At 45.9% G+C, this 12517-nt stretch carries 11 protein-coding genes; 5 read left to right on the forward strand and 6 right to left on the reverse strand.

Annotation, left to right across the window (positions count from 1 at the left end):
* Positions 1–470: 470 nt before the first annotated feature.
* Positions 471–938, reverse strand: coding sequence for a hypothetical protein (locus EKM92_RS10990; protein WP_125710727.1), 468 nt, complete (start codon positions 936–938; stop codon positions 471–473).
* A 256-nt stretch (positions 939–1194) separates the two neighbouring features.
* Between EKM92_RS10990 and EKM92_RS10995 the strand changes: the two genes are divergently transcribed.
* Complete coding sequence (locus EKM92_RS10995; RefSeq protein WP_125710729.1) at positions 1195–2343, forward strand: GGDEF domain-containing protein; 1149 nt, start codon at positions 1195–1197, stop codon at positions 2341–2343.
* Between the two features lie 268 nt (positions 2344–2611).
* Here the strand turns inward: EKM92_RS10995 and EKM92_RS11000 are convergent, their stop codons facing one another.
* The 4 genes from EKM92_RS11000 to EKM92_RS11015 form a co-directional block, all read right to left on the reverse strand.
* Positions 2612–3565: an ROK family protein gene (locus tag EKM92_RS11000; protein ID WP_125710731.1), complete on the reverse strand. Its 954-nt coding sequence runs from the start codon at positions 3563–3565 to the stop codon at positions 2612–2614.
* Between the two features lie 309 nt (positions 3566–3874).
* On the reverse strand, positions 3875–4558 hold the full coding sequence (locus tag EKM92_RS11005; protein ID WP_125710733.1) for a fructose-6-phosphate aldolase: 684 nt from the start codon (positions 4556–4558) through the stop codon (positions 3875–3877).
* Between the two features lie 142 nt (positions 4559–4700).
* A complete protein-coding gene (locus EKM92_RS11010) occupies positions 4701–5645 on the reverse strand; it encodes a sugar-binding transcriptional regulator (protein ID WP_125710735.1) in 945 nt (314 codons plus the stop codon).
* Positions 5646–5647: 2 nt separating this feature from the next.
* A complete protein-coding gene (locus tag EKM92_RS11015; RefSeq protein WP_125710737.1) occupies positions 5648–6442 on the reverse strand; it encodes a glycyl-radical enzyme activating protein in 795 nt (264 codons plus the stop codon).
* A 134-nt stretch (positions 6443–6576) separates the two neighbouring features.
* Here EKM92_RS11015 and EKM92_RS11020 point away from each other — a divergent pair, with 134 nt between their 5' ends.
* Complete coding sequence (locus EKM92_RS11020; protein WP_125710739.1) at positions 6577–7335, forward strand: DeoR/GlpR family DNA-binding transcription regulator; 759 nt, start codon at positions 6577–6579, stop codon at positions 7333–7335.
* A gap of 287 nt (positions 7336–7622) precedes the next feature.
* On the forward strand, positions 7623–10067 hold the full coding sequence (locus EKM92_RS11025; protein WP_125710817.1) for a glycyl radical protein: 2445 nt from the start codon (positions 7623–7625) through the stop codon (positions 10065–10067).
* A 49-nt stretch (positions 10068–10116) separates the two neighbouring features.
* Here the strand turns inward: EKM92_RS11025 and EKM92_RS11030 are convergent, their stop codons facing one another.
* Positions 10117–11064 (reverse strand): Gfo/Idh/MocA family protein, encoded by a 948-nt coding sequence (locus EKM92_RS11030; protein ID WP_125710741.1) that lies wholly within the window; start codon positions 11062–11064, stop codon positions 10117–10119.
* Between the two features lie 144 nt (positions 11065–11208).
* Here EKM92_RS11030 and EKM92_RS11035 point away from each other — a divergent pair, with 144 nt between their 5' ends.
* Together EKM92_RS11035 and EKM92_RS11040 are read left to right on the forward strand one after the other, a co-directional pair.
* Positions 11209–12072: a MurR/RpiR family transcriptional regulator gene (locus tag EKM92_RS11035; protein ID WP_125710743.1), complete on the forward strand. Its 864-nt coding sequence runs from the start codon at positions 11209–11211 to the stop codon at positions 12070–12072.
* 20 nt (positions 12073–12092) lie between these two features.
* Positions 12093–12500 carry a MarR family winged helix-turn-helix transcriptional regulator gene (locus EKM92_RS11040; protein ID WP_125710745.1) on the forward strand — a complete coding sequence of 136 codons (408 nt, stop codon included), beginning with the start codon at positions 12093–12095 and terminating at the stop codon, positions 12498–12500.
* The last annotated feature ends 17 nt before the right edge of the window (positions 12501–12517 follow it).

Below are 12517 nucleotides of genomic sequence, written 5' to 3' on the forward strand. Positions count from 1 at the left end.
TATTGTAAAAATCTGATATTAATATTGCTATCAATTTCAAAACATTCCCTTCCTATTAATAGTGCGTTGTTTGAGGAGAATGTTATTTGAACCAATCTCTGAATTGGGCGGCATCATTCAAAAGACGTGAGTTTCTTCGTTGTAGTTTTCTTACGTTCTCTGAAATTGGCCCGATTTTGGGCCGATGATGTGTAATTCATTGATATTGATTCAAACTCATTGAAATTCGCTTGGGAGTTAACGTTGAGAGGACAATACTTTGAGGCTGATTGAGACCCATTGATGTTATAGAATTCAAAGCCAGGTCTGAAGAAAGCCCGTAAGGCTAGCCAATTCTCCAAGCGTTAATCTTTGGATTTTCGTTTTACGAGATTTGGAAAACGTCTCGCAGATATTCTGCGAGGCGTTTTTTGTGCGTTGAACATAAAAAATCCTGCTATCGATTTGAGCTAGCAGGACGATTCAAAAGGTTATAACGTTAATGGTGCCATCCGACCGTAAAAGCCCACGCTGGCGAGATGCTCTAAATTATCGGTCACATAGCGTTCATCGGAGCCATAATAGCGATCAAGAGTGCCTTGAAAGTGTTGTTTTTGATAATCGAAGCTGATGGTGACGATGGCGTGCTTTAATGTGACGGCAAAGTGCATGATTTCCGCTGCCGGAATCGATAAGGGATCGATGCTACCGGCAGTGACCTGGCGATTGCTTGTTGGTAAGGTTGCGATGATAATTTGCATTGGGGTAAAAATGAATAATCGCGGATGCTCTGTACCTAAGCTCAGCAGTGGGTAGCCTACAAGTAAGACGTCAACCGCAATGGCCATGTGTTTGGTATCGGCGTCTGAACTTTGCATCACTGGCAGATAATTTGCTGCAGATCTGACACCAAGGTGTTGCACGGCAAGCGCTAATACCGCTTGTTTAGGAATATTCATCTGGCCCTCGCTTTCGCATACGTTCAACTGATTGAATTATAAGCGGTTACAATTAGACTGTCAAAAGTCAATTTTTGAATGAGTCGATTTGGTTATTCTTCAGAACCAAGGGTTTCACAGTTAGACCAATTAGATATGGACTGGCGACTTTCACACCTCGACTCACACGAATTGTGTGCCATCTGATTGCGACGTGGTGCGATTTTTGTGTTATTCTAAAGGGAAAAGCACACAATCAATCGTTTGGGGAAACGTTATGAATTTTACTGAAGTGTTTGCATCGTTTGTTTTATCGTTGCTGACCAACTTTATTGTAATGGTCGGTGCGACATCGTTTTTCTATTGGGTCAATTCTAGTACGGCGACGCCATTTGTGGTGGCGCATCGCGAGCCGTTAGCCTTGATCACAGGCTTTGGGTTCATGGCGTATTTGTTTGCGCAGATGCAAGCTGATGCCTATTATGATCACTTGCAAGCAGGCTTTCATTGGACCTACTTGAACATGATGATCTTAACGATGTACATTTTGAACTTGCAGTTACATTTGCGATGGCAGGCACTAGTGGATATCGGGTTGATCGCGATTTATTTCTTTGGTTTCGGGTCGCAGGTTTCGCCTTTAGGGATTGTTGCATTGATCATCGCGGCACTGACGCTTTATGCCACGCAAGCTTTCGCCAAGCGCTTAGTGAAAAATCGCCTGTGGAAGTACGGCGTGTTTGCGGTGTTTGCCGCTTCGGTATTGCTTATGCAAAGCCAAATGTCGGCGCAACATACCGATGCTTGGTTTTGGATGCGGCAGTTGTTAGCCTTGGCGATCATGAGTGTCTTATGCCTAGAGTTTGAGCAGATCATGCGCATGACGCAGCACCGCACGAATCACATGGCCACTTTGACGACCATTGATGAATTGACTGGTGTCCGGAATTTCGGGACCTTCAACAAAGAACTTGACGAACGCTTTGCCGAATATAAAAAAACTGGTACCCCTTATTCAGTATTTGAAGGGGACTTGGATCACTTCAAACATATCAATGATACATACGGACATCCAAGTGGCAACATCGTGTTGCAACGTTTGGCGTTAGAGCTCGAGGAATTCGCCAAAGACTTACCGTTTGAAGCGTCTGCTTATCGTCTTGGTGGGGAAGAATTCGCCATTATCGCGCAAGCAGATCTGACCTATGAGCAAGCGATGGCGATCGGTGAACGATTCCAAACGTTGTTAAACTTGGTCCGTTTCCCTGAAGTGGATCCGCAGTTGATTATTACCTGCTCGATCGGTCAAGCCCGCGTCGAATCCGGGCATTACAGTGCCAACGACGTGTATAAGCATGCTGACCGCAATTTATATGATGCTAAACAAGCTGGGCGCAATCGTGTCAAAGCCCAAGCAGATGACTGATGTTAAGCAACCCGATCACATTTTGTGAGCGGGTTGCTTTTGTTTTCGACATCAAAAAAACGCCACTAAATAGCGGCGTACAAGATTGCAAATAAAACTTAGGAGCAGGCCGGTACCATCCATGGCCTGAGTTACGATCGTAGGCGATAAGTAACTGTCATTATTCTAGCGTAAATGGATCGATGATTTACGTCAATATTCGTAAATATCGATTCGCTTGCCCATATGGCACAAATGGCGATCAATTGCAAAATGACGAGCTGAACGGCTAAACCATTGGCACATCATCTAAGTCGATCGGGACGTCATGTTGGACATCGAGTTTGTTGAATAGGCGATACAATGCCCCATAAAGGTTGGCATCGTTGTGGTAGCGGCTACTCATGATTTCAGGACGTGCGATCGTGGTGGCGACCCAAGGCCGTTGCTGAAGAATGTGATCATATTGGGTATTGATCTCGTCGATCAGTGAAGCTTGAAAGGATACCCCGCCGCCAATGACATAGCGATCGAGATCAAGGACAGTTTGGACATTTAATATCAATGACGCCACTTGACGCGCGTAGGCTTTAAAAATTGTTTGGGCAACAGGAACATTCGCATTGATTGCTTCAAAAGCTTTTTCGCCATTATTTAAATCAGAATTGCCGACTGCGGCGTTGACAGCTGCCACCATTCGCACAGCAGAAGCGGTATGGCCGAATAATCCGTCGTCAGATAAGTTATTAGGGGTTGCTGGCATTAAGCTAACTTCACCAGCTAACCGTCGAGATCCTGCCCACAAGTGACCATTTAAAACGATCCCACCCCCCACACAGGTGCCTAATACCATTGCCATGCCATTGTTGATGCCTTGGAGATTACCTAACCAAGATTCTGCCAGCACCGCCGCTTTGCCATCATTTTCAACGCTGATGGGGATGCCAAAGCGTCGCAGTTGACGAGGCAAGCAAACCTCATCAAGGTAAGGCAGGGAGTTGTTGCGGCAGTAGATCGTGTCGGTGGTGATATCGACGCGACCTGGTGTGGAAAAAGCGATACCGTTTAATTGGCAATGCAAACCTTCTGCAATTGCAACCACAGTGCTGAGAAAACTATCTAAACAATCTTGTGGGGTTTCGACGCGACTTTTTTGAATCATGGTGCCACTGCGATCCATCAAGGCATATTTTAAGTTGGTGCCGCCGACATCGACGACTAAATAACGCGCATCATCTGACATATTGTGTGACCTACTTTCTAAACGAACTTTCAATGATCAGCTTAGCAGGTGTGTGCTGGCTCGTAATCGCTTTCGCGCAACGAAAATAGATTCGCCAAATTAAATAACGCAAGTCGTATTGAAAACCCTAACAGCTCGCATAAACATAACAATCGACGTGGCTCCGGACGAAACGATTTGAACGATTTGCACCGACTTTCTCAAACTAGATTCGATGCACAACCGTGTGAGGTACGCCTCAAAAGCTGAAAGTGTGCACAAAAAACCGCCTGACCTCAGCCAGACGGTATGTTGAGAAACGGTGAAACGTTATTTGAAACTGGAGATCGTGGTGCCTTTGCCATAAATGCTTTCCCAATCGTTGGTGAAACCATCAACAGCGGCTTCAATGGCAGGGTTGCCTAATGCAGCAGCGAGAATGTCAGCGCCCATGGTGCAAGCAGCTGCGCCAACTTCAAAAGCATCGTTGACTTGGCCAACAGTGTGGAAAGAAGCGGCCAAGATCTTGCTGGAGCTACCTTGACGATCGATCGTAGCTTGAATGTTGGCTAAGATCTGCTTGGCATCCAACCCCATGTTCACCATCCGGTTGAAGTAAGGGGCTAAGTAATCAGCGCCAACTTCAATGGCTAAACGCGCTTGCATTTCTGAATAAATAGCAGTGGCAGTGATGTTGAAACCTTCAGCTTTGAGGATCTTCATCGCAGCTAAGCCTTGAGCATTGGTTGGAACTTTGACATAGACTTGATTATCGATATTGTCGCGAATCGTGTGCGCATCTTCAACAATGGCTTCAGTGGTGCGGCCGACTGCTTGGACATGCAACGTTTTGTCTTTGCCGATAATGTTGCGGATCTCGTTCATGTGTTTGAAGAAGTCGACTTTACCTTCTTTTTTGACGATCGTTGGGTTAGAAGTGACCCCAGCCAAAGCGATAATGTCGTTATATTTTTTAATGTCTTCAATGTGGATCGTATCAAGTAAAAATTCCATTTTTCTCACCTCATGTAGTTGATGGTTCTAGTGTAGCTTGGTTTGCACATTTGTAGCAGTAAATTGACAGGCCGAAATGTTGAAATCGCGTCGTACCAAGCTTTATCACAATTAATTGGTCTAGACATGCACATTTGTGCGATTAAGTTAAAATACGTTTGGCGCATTCACTGTCTGTGATCAAGGTGTTAAGCACGCCCATGGTCAAAAATGTTTTGATCGCTGGCGCTTTGGTCACCGAGCGCACCACGCCGACAGTGTTAGGCGTATGTTTAAGTTGATCGAGGTCAATGGCGATGGTTCGGTCATGCAAATTTCCTTTAAGGACTTTGCCGTTGCGATCAAAAAATGTGCAACAACAATCGCCGATCACTTCTCGATCTTGTAGTAAGGCGACATCATCATCAGATAACAGATCTCGCCACCGACTGGCACCGCGATTCAAAGCCCCGCCAATGCCGACAAAGGCGATATCCAAATGATTCCAGATCTGTCGCACCGTTTGAAAATACTGTGATTGCCAGATCCCGTCGCGAATCGCTTTGGTTTCTTGAACCGCCGCGGCATCGACGAATAAACTGTCACCGCCGAATTGTCTGGCAGCATCATAAACGATGCCGTTGACATGATATTTCGCATTTGCGGGACTGGGACCGCCGACCAATGGGACAAACGTGGCGTTGGTTTTGATCGGGTGATCGAGTTGACCGACCATTCCAGAAAGGGTGGTGCCCCAAGCAAAGCCGATGTTTTGGCGAGGGCGAATGATCCGTTTTAAATATTGTGCTGCCGCTTTGGCCAGTTGTTGATTTTTTGTGGCACTATCGGCATTTGCATCAGTTTCAATGACGATCGCTTGGGTTAAGCCAAAGCGCTGCTGAAGCTGTTGTTCTAGCTGATAGGTTTCCACATCAAAGTGATTGACTTGAATGGTGACGATGCCAGTATCGCGCGCTTTTTTCAGCAGGCGGCTGACTGTTGAACGGTCAACTTGTAATTGCTTGGCCACTTGCGATTGCGTTTGATCATCGACGTAATACAAGTAAGCGGCTTTGGCCATTAAGTTGATTTTTTCAGGATCATCCATGGCTACCACCCATTGACCGTGGCGCGAATACCAGCAGCTTGCAAAATGCTTTGGAAGCTTTGTAAGTCATCGGCGGTTAACTGCTTGACGTCTTTTAACGCGTATTCACGATGCAAATCTTGATATTTCTTCAATCCGAATTGATGAAACGGCAACAATTCAACGGAAGGCACGTGAATGCGATTGAATAATTCCCCAAAATGCTTCGCATCGTCGTCAGAATAGTTGAACCCTGGAATCACAGGGATGCGGACTTGCACTTGCAAATTAGGCATTTGCATAGCGGCTTGTAAGTTCTTAAGGATCAGCTCATTACGCGCAGCAGTGCCTGCCTGATGTTTCTTTGAATCCCATTGTTTGCAGTCGTAATACATTAAGTCGATATATTGCGCCAGGTCGGCGAAAACATGAGGATTGGCGTAACCAGTAGTTTCACAAGCGACATGAATCCCTGCTTCATGGCAAGCTTTCGCTAATGCGGTGACAAAGGTCGGTTGAAACAAGATCTCACCACCAGATAAAGTGACGCCGCCGCCAGATTCTTCATAGAAGTCGCGATCTTGTTCGATGATCTTCATCACCGCGTCAACGGTGTACCATTTGCCGACGGTGACATTTTTTTGTTTGGCTTCGTCATACATTTCTTCTTGGAAACCAGATTGTGATTCTGGATTGGAACACCACTTACACCGCAATGGACAACCTTTGAAAAAAACTACGGTGCGGATCCCAGGGCCGTCGTTGAGACTGAATTTTTGAATATTGAAGATCAAGCCGAGTTTGTCTTGCTCTGCCATGACGCTCACCTTCCTTTACGGATAATGTAGCACGTTTAGTTTCAAACGTAAATGATTAATTTGCGTTTGAATGCAAATTAAGGTCGTATTTGTGCAGAACACGTGCTAAACTATTGATATCGGAGGTGTTCGCCATGGTCGCAAAACGAATCGATCGCATTTTACAGCGGGTGACAGAAGCGGGACAAGTGGAAGTGAATCAACTGGCCAAAGAATTATCAGTGTCGCAAGTCACCATCCGCAAAGACTTGACTACATTAGAAGAAAAAGGCCTACTTCAGCGCCAACACGGCGTCGCCATTATTAACGATCCGACAGATCTACGGGCTCGCTTGGCGCAAAATTACGAAACCAAACGTCAAATTGCCTTGTTAGCAGCAGAATCGGTGAAGAATCAAAGTACCATTATGATCGAGTCTGGTTCGACTTGCGCGTTGCTTGCTGAAGTCCTAGGGCAACAAGGCAAGCGCGTGACAATCATCACGATTTCCAGCTTCATCGCCGATTACGTGAGCGACTATCCTAATATTGATGTGATCTTATTAGGTGGCAATTATCAAGCCGCCGCGCAAGTGGTGGTAGGGCCGCTGACCAAAGCGATGCTTTCACAGTTTCAAGTGACGCAATGCTTTGTGGGCACTGATGGGTATTCACCAAAGGCCGGCTTTTTCGGCAATGATTTAATGCGCAGCGAAATTGTCCAAACCATGGCCCAACACGCCGATCACGTCACGATTTTAACGGATTCACAGAAGTTCAAGCGCACCAGCTTGGTCCATCAGTTGAGTGTTGATGAAGTAGACGCGGTGGTCACTGATGATGGGATCACACCGGAAGTGAAACAACAATTAGCAGATCAACACGTTACCGTTGAAATTGCGAAAGCAAAATGAAAGTGATTTAAGGCTGACCTTAGGATCGGCCTTTTTCTTTGGGCAATCAGTCGATCACTGAATACGATCAAACCAATCTGCTCGACGCGATGAGATAATTTGCGTGATTACTGTTGAGTAAGCGAATCCAACGGGACGCATACCAATAAATGATCCGGGGAGCGACAGTGCACAATTGTGGCAATTTATCCGATTTTTTGGTTTTTAATTGATTTTCGTTTGAAACGATGATACATTATGAACGTAAACATGAACCTGATTTCAAGGAGGAAATATCAATGGATGCCATGAAAACTCAAACCACAATTGCAAAAAGCGCCGTTGCCAAAGGCGAATTCGGAAAGCTGACCAAGCGTATGAACGCTTTGCGTGATACCATCATCGACGCGAAGCCTTACGTTGACCCAGAGCGTGCGGTGTTGGCGACAGAAGCCTACAAGGCTCATCAAGATGAACAACTCGATGTGTTGCGTGCCAAGATGTTGGCCCATATCCTTGATAAAATGACCATTTTCATCGAACCACAAACTTTGATCGCTGGTAACCAAGCCCAACAAAATCGCTGGGCGCCAGTATTTCCAGAATATTCTATGAACTGGGTGATCGACGAACTCGATACCTTTGAAAAGCGGCCAGGGGATGTCTTCTATATTACTGAAGACACGAAAGACAAACTCCGCGAAATTGCACCATTTTGGCAACACAACACCTTGGAAGATCGTGGATTAGCTGCTTTTCCACCAAAGAGCCGGGTCTTTTATGATTTAGGGATCATTGGCGCTGACGGGAATATCACTAGTGGCGATGGTCATATCGCCGTTGACTACACCGCGTTGATCAACAAAGGTCTCAAATGGTATGAAGATCGCGTTCAAAAAGCAATGGATGCGTTGGATCTCACTGACTACGAAAGTCAAAAGAAGTTGTACTTCTATCAAGCTAGCTTGATCACCATCAATGCCGTCAAGCACTTTGCCAAGCGTTATGTTGACAAAGCCAAGCAGTTAGCTGATGCCACTGATGACGCTGACTTACGCGACAACTATTTGCAAATTGCCGACATTTTATCGCGGGTCCCTTACGAACCAGCCAAGACTTTACGTGAAGCGATTCAATCGGTTTGGTTAGTCCATTTGATTTTGCAAATTGAATCCAATGGTCACTCAGTTTCCTACGGCCGGGTCGATCAATACTTGGATCCTTTCTATGAAGCAGATCTCAAAGCTGGTCGCACGACGCCTGAACAGGCGGTTGAATTGATCACCAATTTAGCGTTGAAGACCTTGACCATCAATAAAGTGCGTTCTTGGCAGCATACGGAATTTTCCGCTGGCTCACCACTTTATCAAAACATCACCATCGGCGGCCAAACCCCGGATGGTAAAGATGCGGTCAACCCGATGTCTTATTTGATTTTGCAAGCCATCGCTCAAGCCCACTTACCACAACCAAACTTGACGGTTCGCTACCACCATGGCTTATCCAACGACTTTATGCTGGCGTGCGTGCAAGTCATCAAGCAAGGCCTCGGGATGCCAGCGTTTAACAATGATGAGATCATCATTCCATCGTTTATCAAGCGCGGCGTTAAAAAAGAAGATGCCTATAACTATTCTTCCATCGGCTGTGTGGAAACGGCGGTTCCTGGCAAATGGGGTTATCGTTGTACTGGGATGAGTTTCATCAACTTCCCACGGACATTATTGATCGTGATGAATGGCGGGGTCGACCCAGAATCTGGCAAGCAATTGTTACCAAATTATGGGCGTTTCCCAGAAATGACCAGCTATCAACAATTGCTTGATGCTTGGGACAAGTCGTTGCGTGAAATTACCCGTCAATCCGTGATCATCGAAAACACCTGCGATATGGTTTTGGAACAAGGTTATCCGGATATTTTATGCTCGACATTGACAGATGATTGCATCGGCCGTGGTAAAACCATCAAAGAAGGCGGCGCAGTTTACGACTTCATCTCAGGGTTGCAAGTCGGCATCGCCAACTTAGCAGACTCTTTGGCCGCCGTGAAGAAATTGATCTTTGACGAACACAAGTTGACCCCTGAACAATTATGGGATGCGTTGCAATCTGATTTTGCCGGTGCTGAAGGCGAACGGATCCGTCAAATGTTGCTCAATGATGCACCAAAATATGGCAACGATGATGAATATGTTGATTCGTTGATCACTGAAGCTTATGCCCCGTACATCGATGAAATCGCCAAGTACAAAAACACCCGCTATGGTCGCGGCCCAATCGGTGGGTTACGTTATGCCGGCACCAGCTCGATTTCTGCAAACGTCGGCCAAGGCCACTCCACGTTAGCCACTCCTGATGGCCGTCATGCGCGGACACCACTTGCTGAAGGGTGTTCACCAGAACACGCAATGGATACCAATGGCCCAACCGCAGTCTTCAAGAGTGTGTCTAAACTTGATACTGGTGCGATCACCGGTGGGGTATTGCTCAACCAAAAGATGTCACCACAGATCTTACGCTCAGAAGAATCTTGCATGAAGTTAGTCGCCTTGCTGCGGGCTTTCTTCAACCGTCTGCATGGGTATCATGTGCAATATAACATTGTCGATCGTGCCACTTTGATCGATGCGCAAAAACACCCTGAACAACATCGTGATTTGATCGTGCGGGTCGCTGGATACTCCGCCTTCTTCGTCGGGTTATCCAAAGAAACGCAAGATGACATTATCGAACGCACGGAACAAACCATGTAATTCAAAAATCGATCGCTCACTTGAAGATGTGAGCGGTCGATTTTTTGTGTTATTTGTTGTTGCGGGCCTGGGCTAACACATCGAGCACCGCCGCACTGTGTTCAAAGGCTTGATCGCAAGCATTGGTATCATGTTCGGCAATCATTTGGGCAAAGCGCGTGAATTCTGCCACCATGCGATGTGTGTGGTGATTGGCATTTAAAGTTTTACCGTGAATCGTCACGCTAGGCAAGGTGTTTGGTGCACCGTTGAGCGTTAATGTTGCTTGTTCGCCTTCGATGACGCCGATGGAAGGCCCATCAGCGTCTTTGGCAGCAATACAAACAACTTGCATGTTGGGATATTGCAAACTCAAAATTCCTGATGTATCCACACCCCGCTGAATATTTGGCGCGTAGCTGACGCTGGCGGGTTCCCCAAACAAGCCCACTGCCAAATGAATGTTGTAAATATTGAGATCCATCAACGCACCACCGCCTTTTTGCGGATCAAACGCTGGCAAAATCGTGCCTTGCTTAAACGCGTCATAACGTGAGGAGTATTGCGAGTAGTTGAAATATGCGATCCGTACTGGGCCAAGAGTAGGCAAGGCCTGTTGAATTGCGGTGAAGTTCTCCAAATATTGGTTGGTGATCGCTTCTAGCAACAAGACGCCTTTTGCATCTGCAATTTGTTTCAAGGCTTCGGCTTCTTGACGCGTGTTGACGAAAGGTTTTTCGCAAATCACGTTTTTACCAGCGGTTAAAGCGGCTTGAGCGATGGTGAAGTGTAAGCTGTTCGGCACAGCAACGTAAATGGTATCAACATCAGGATCTTGCATCGCGAGTTGCGCATCGAGATAAGTTTTTTGAATGCCATACTTGCCTTGCAAGTCTTTTAATGTGGATTCATCGTTTGGTGTCCCGGCAATTGCTACCACTTGTAAATCTGGAATTTGATCGGCAATGGTTAAAAAATCATGGACGATTTTTCCGGCACCAATGATCGCTAATTTCATTTTAATGACCTCCTTGTCTTTGACACGCCTATCATAGCAAGGCGACTATTGATTGTGGTGAATGTGAGGCAAGTGGTTTAAAATGTTCAAGAAAATGTTTAATAATCGTGATAGACTTAAACAAAATGTTCAAGGAGGCACGTGATGCTGATTGCTGAACAGCTTCAAGCCCAAGTGCACTTTACGCCGACTGATGCGGCCCTGGCGCAAGTTATTTTACATGATCCGCATGCCATCGTCGGCCAATCGATGCAAACGATAGCACAAACTGCCCATTGCTCGCATTCGGCAGTGATTCGCTTGTGTCAAAAGCTAGGGTTTAAAGGATATCGCGATTTTTCGTTAGCGTTGACACAAGAGCTTAGTGTGCAAAAAGTCGCGCCTGATGATGTGAATTTTCCGTTTGCAGCGAATGATACCTTGCGCAATGCCACAGAAAAATTAACCACTTTGAGTTTAGATGCGATCACGGCGACGAAAGCTCGTTTGGATTTTCCGAAAGTGGTGCAAGCGGTACAAATTTTGGTACATGCCAAACGCATTTTCTTATATGGTCGTGGAGACTCAAGTTTATTGGTCCAAGGATTTGCCAATAAATTGAATAAAATCGATCGCTATCCGATTTTTGCAGATCAATTCGGCGAAACCAGCTGGAATTCAACCAATATCACCTCAAGTGACTGTGCTTTGTTTGTCAGCTATCGCGGTCAAAATCAAAGTTATCAGCAGGTGATGCGCTACCTTAAAGCCCATCAAGTGCCGACGATTTTGATCACTGGCCGCCCACGATCGCCGCTTGCACAAGGTACCGATGTTTGTTTAGAAGTGCTCGGGGATGAATTCGACTTCATGAAAATCGGCACGATTGCCTCACAAGTGGCTAGCGAATACTTACTGACGATTTTATTTGCTGGCATTTACGCGCAACATTACCAAGAGAATCTTGCCAACTTGCAAGCCAAACAAACTATTTTAACGACGGGACCGTTAGCAGAAAGTGGTCAATAAGCAAACGAAAGGATAACCTGATGGATTACGGAAAATTAGTCAAACTCGCCAGTAATCAAATGAGCAAAAGCATGGATGCCCACGCCAAAAAATACGGTCTGACTGGTACTCAAATGTCGATCATCGACTTTATCGGCGATCAACATGCCTGCTTGCAGCGCGATATTGAACAAGAATTCAACATTCAACGTTCAACTGCCACCGTCGCTTTGCAACGGATGGAAAAAGCCGGGTTGGTCAAGCGGGTGATTTCTTCAAAAGATGCTCGCCAAAAAGAAGTCATGTTAACCCCTAAAGCAGAAAGCCTACATGCCATGGTGAGTGGCTATATTGCCAAGCAACAAGCTGCGATGAATCAAGCCTTTACACCTGCAGAGTGTGAAGTGTTCACTCGAATGCTAGAATATTTTATTGAATTGAATCGTTAAGTAAAATCGTCGCATTA

Source organism: Lacticaseibacillus porcinae (genome assembly GCF_003946305.1).
Taxonomy (GTDB): domain Bacteria; phylum Bacillota; class Bacilli; order Lactobacillales; family Lactobacillaceae; genus Lacticaseibacillus; species Lacticaseibacillus porcinae.

Coding starts and splice junctions, on each gene's coding strand:
- EKM92_RS11040 (WP_125710745.1), top strand. CDS start 12,093: ATGGATTACGGAAAATTAGTCAAACTCGCCAGTAATCAAATGAGCAAA.
- EKM92_RS10995 (WP_125710729.1), top strand. CDS start 1,195: ATGAATTTTACTGAAGTGTTTGCATCGTTTGTTTTATCGTTGCTGACC.
- EKM92_RS11035 (WP_125710743.1), top strand. CDS start 11,209: ATGCTGATTGCTGAACAGCTTCAAGCCCAAGTGCACTTTACGCCGACT.
- EKM92_RS11015 (WP_125710737.1), bottom strand. CDS start 6,442: ATGGCAGAGCAAGACAAACTCGGCTTGATCTTCAATATTCAAAAATTC.
- EKM92_RS11010 (WP_125710735.1), bottom strand. CDS start 5,645: ATGGATGATCCTGAAAAAATCAACTTAATGGCCAAAGCCGCTTACTTG.
- EKM92_RS11000 (WP_125710731.1), bottom strand. CDS start 3,565: ATGTCAGATGATGCGCGTTATTTAGTCGTCGATGTCGGCGGCACCAAC.
- EKM92_RS10990 (WP_125710727.1), bottom strand. CDS start 938: ATGAATATTCCTAAACAAGCGGTATTAGCGCTTGCCGTGCAACACCTT.
- EKM92_RS11020 (WP_125710739.1), top strand. CDS start 6,577: ATGGTCGCAAAACGAATCGATCGCATTTTACAGCGGGTGACAGAAGCG.
- EKM92_RS11025 (WP_125710817.1), top strand. CDS start 7,623: ATGAAAACTCAAACCACAATTGCAAAAAGCGCCGTTGCCAAAGGCGAA.
- EKM92_RS11005 (WP_125710733.1), bottom strand. CDS start 4,558: ATGGAATTTTTACTTGATACGATCCACATTGAAGACATTAAAAAATAT.
- EKM92_RS11030 (WP_125710741.1), bottom strand. CDS start 11,064: ATGAAATTAGCGATCATTGGTGCCGGAAAAATCGTCCATGATTTTTTA.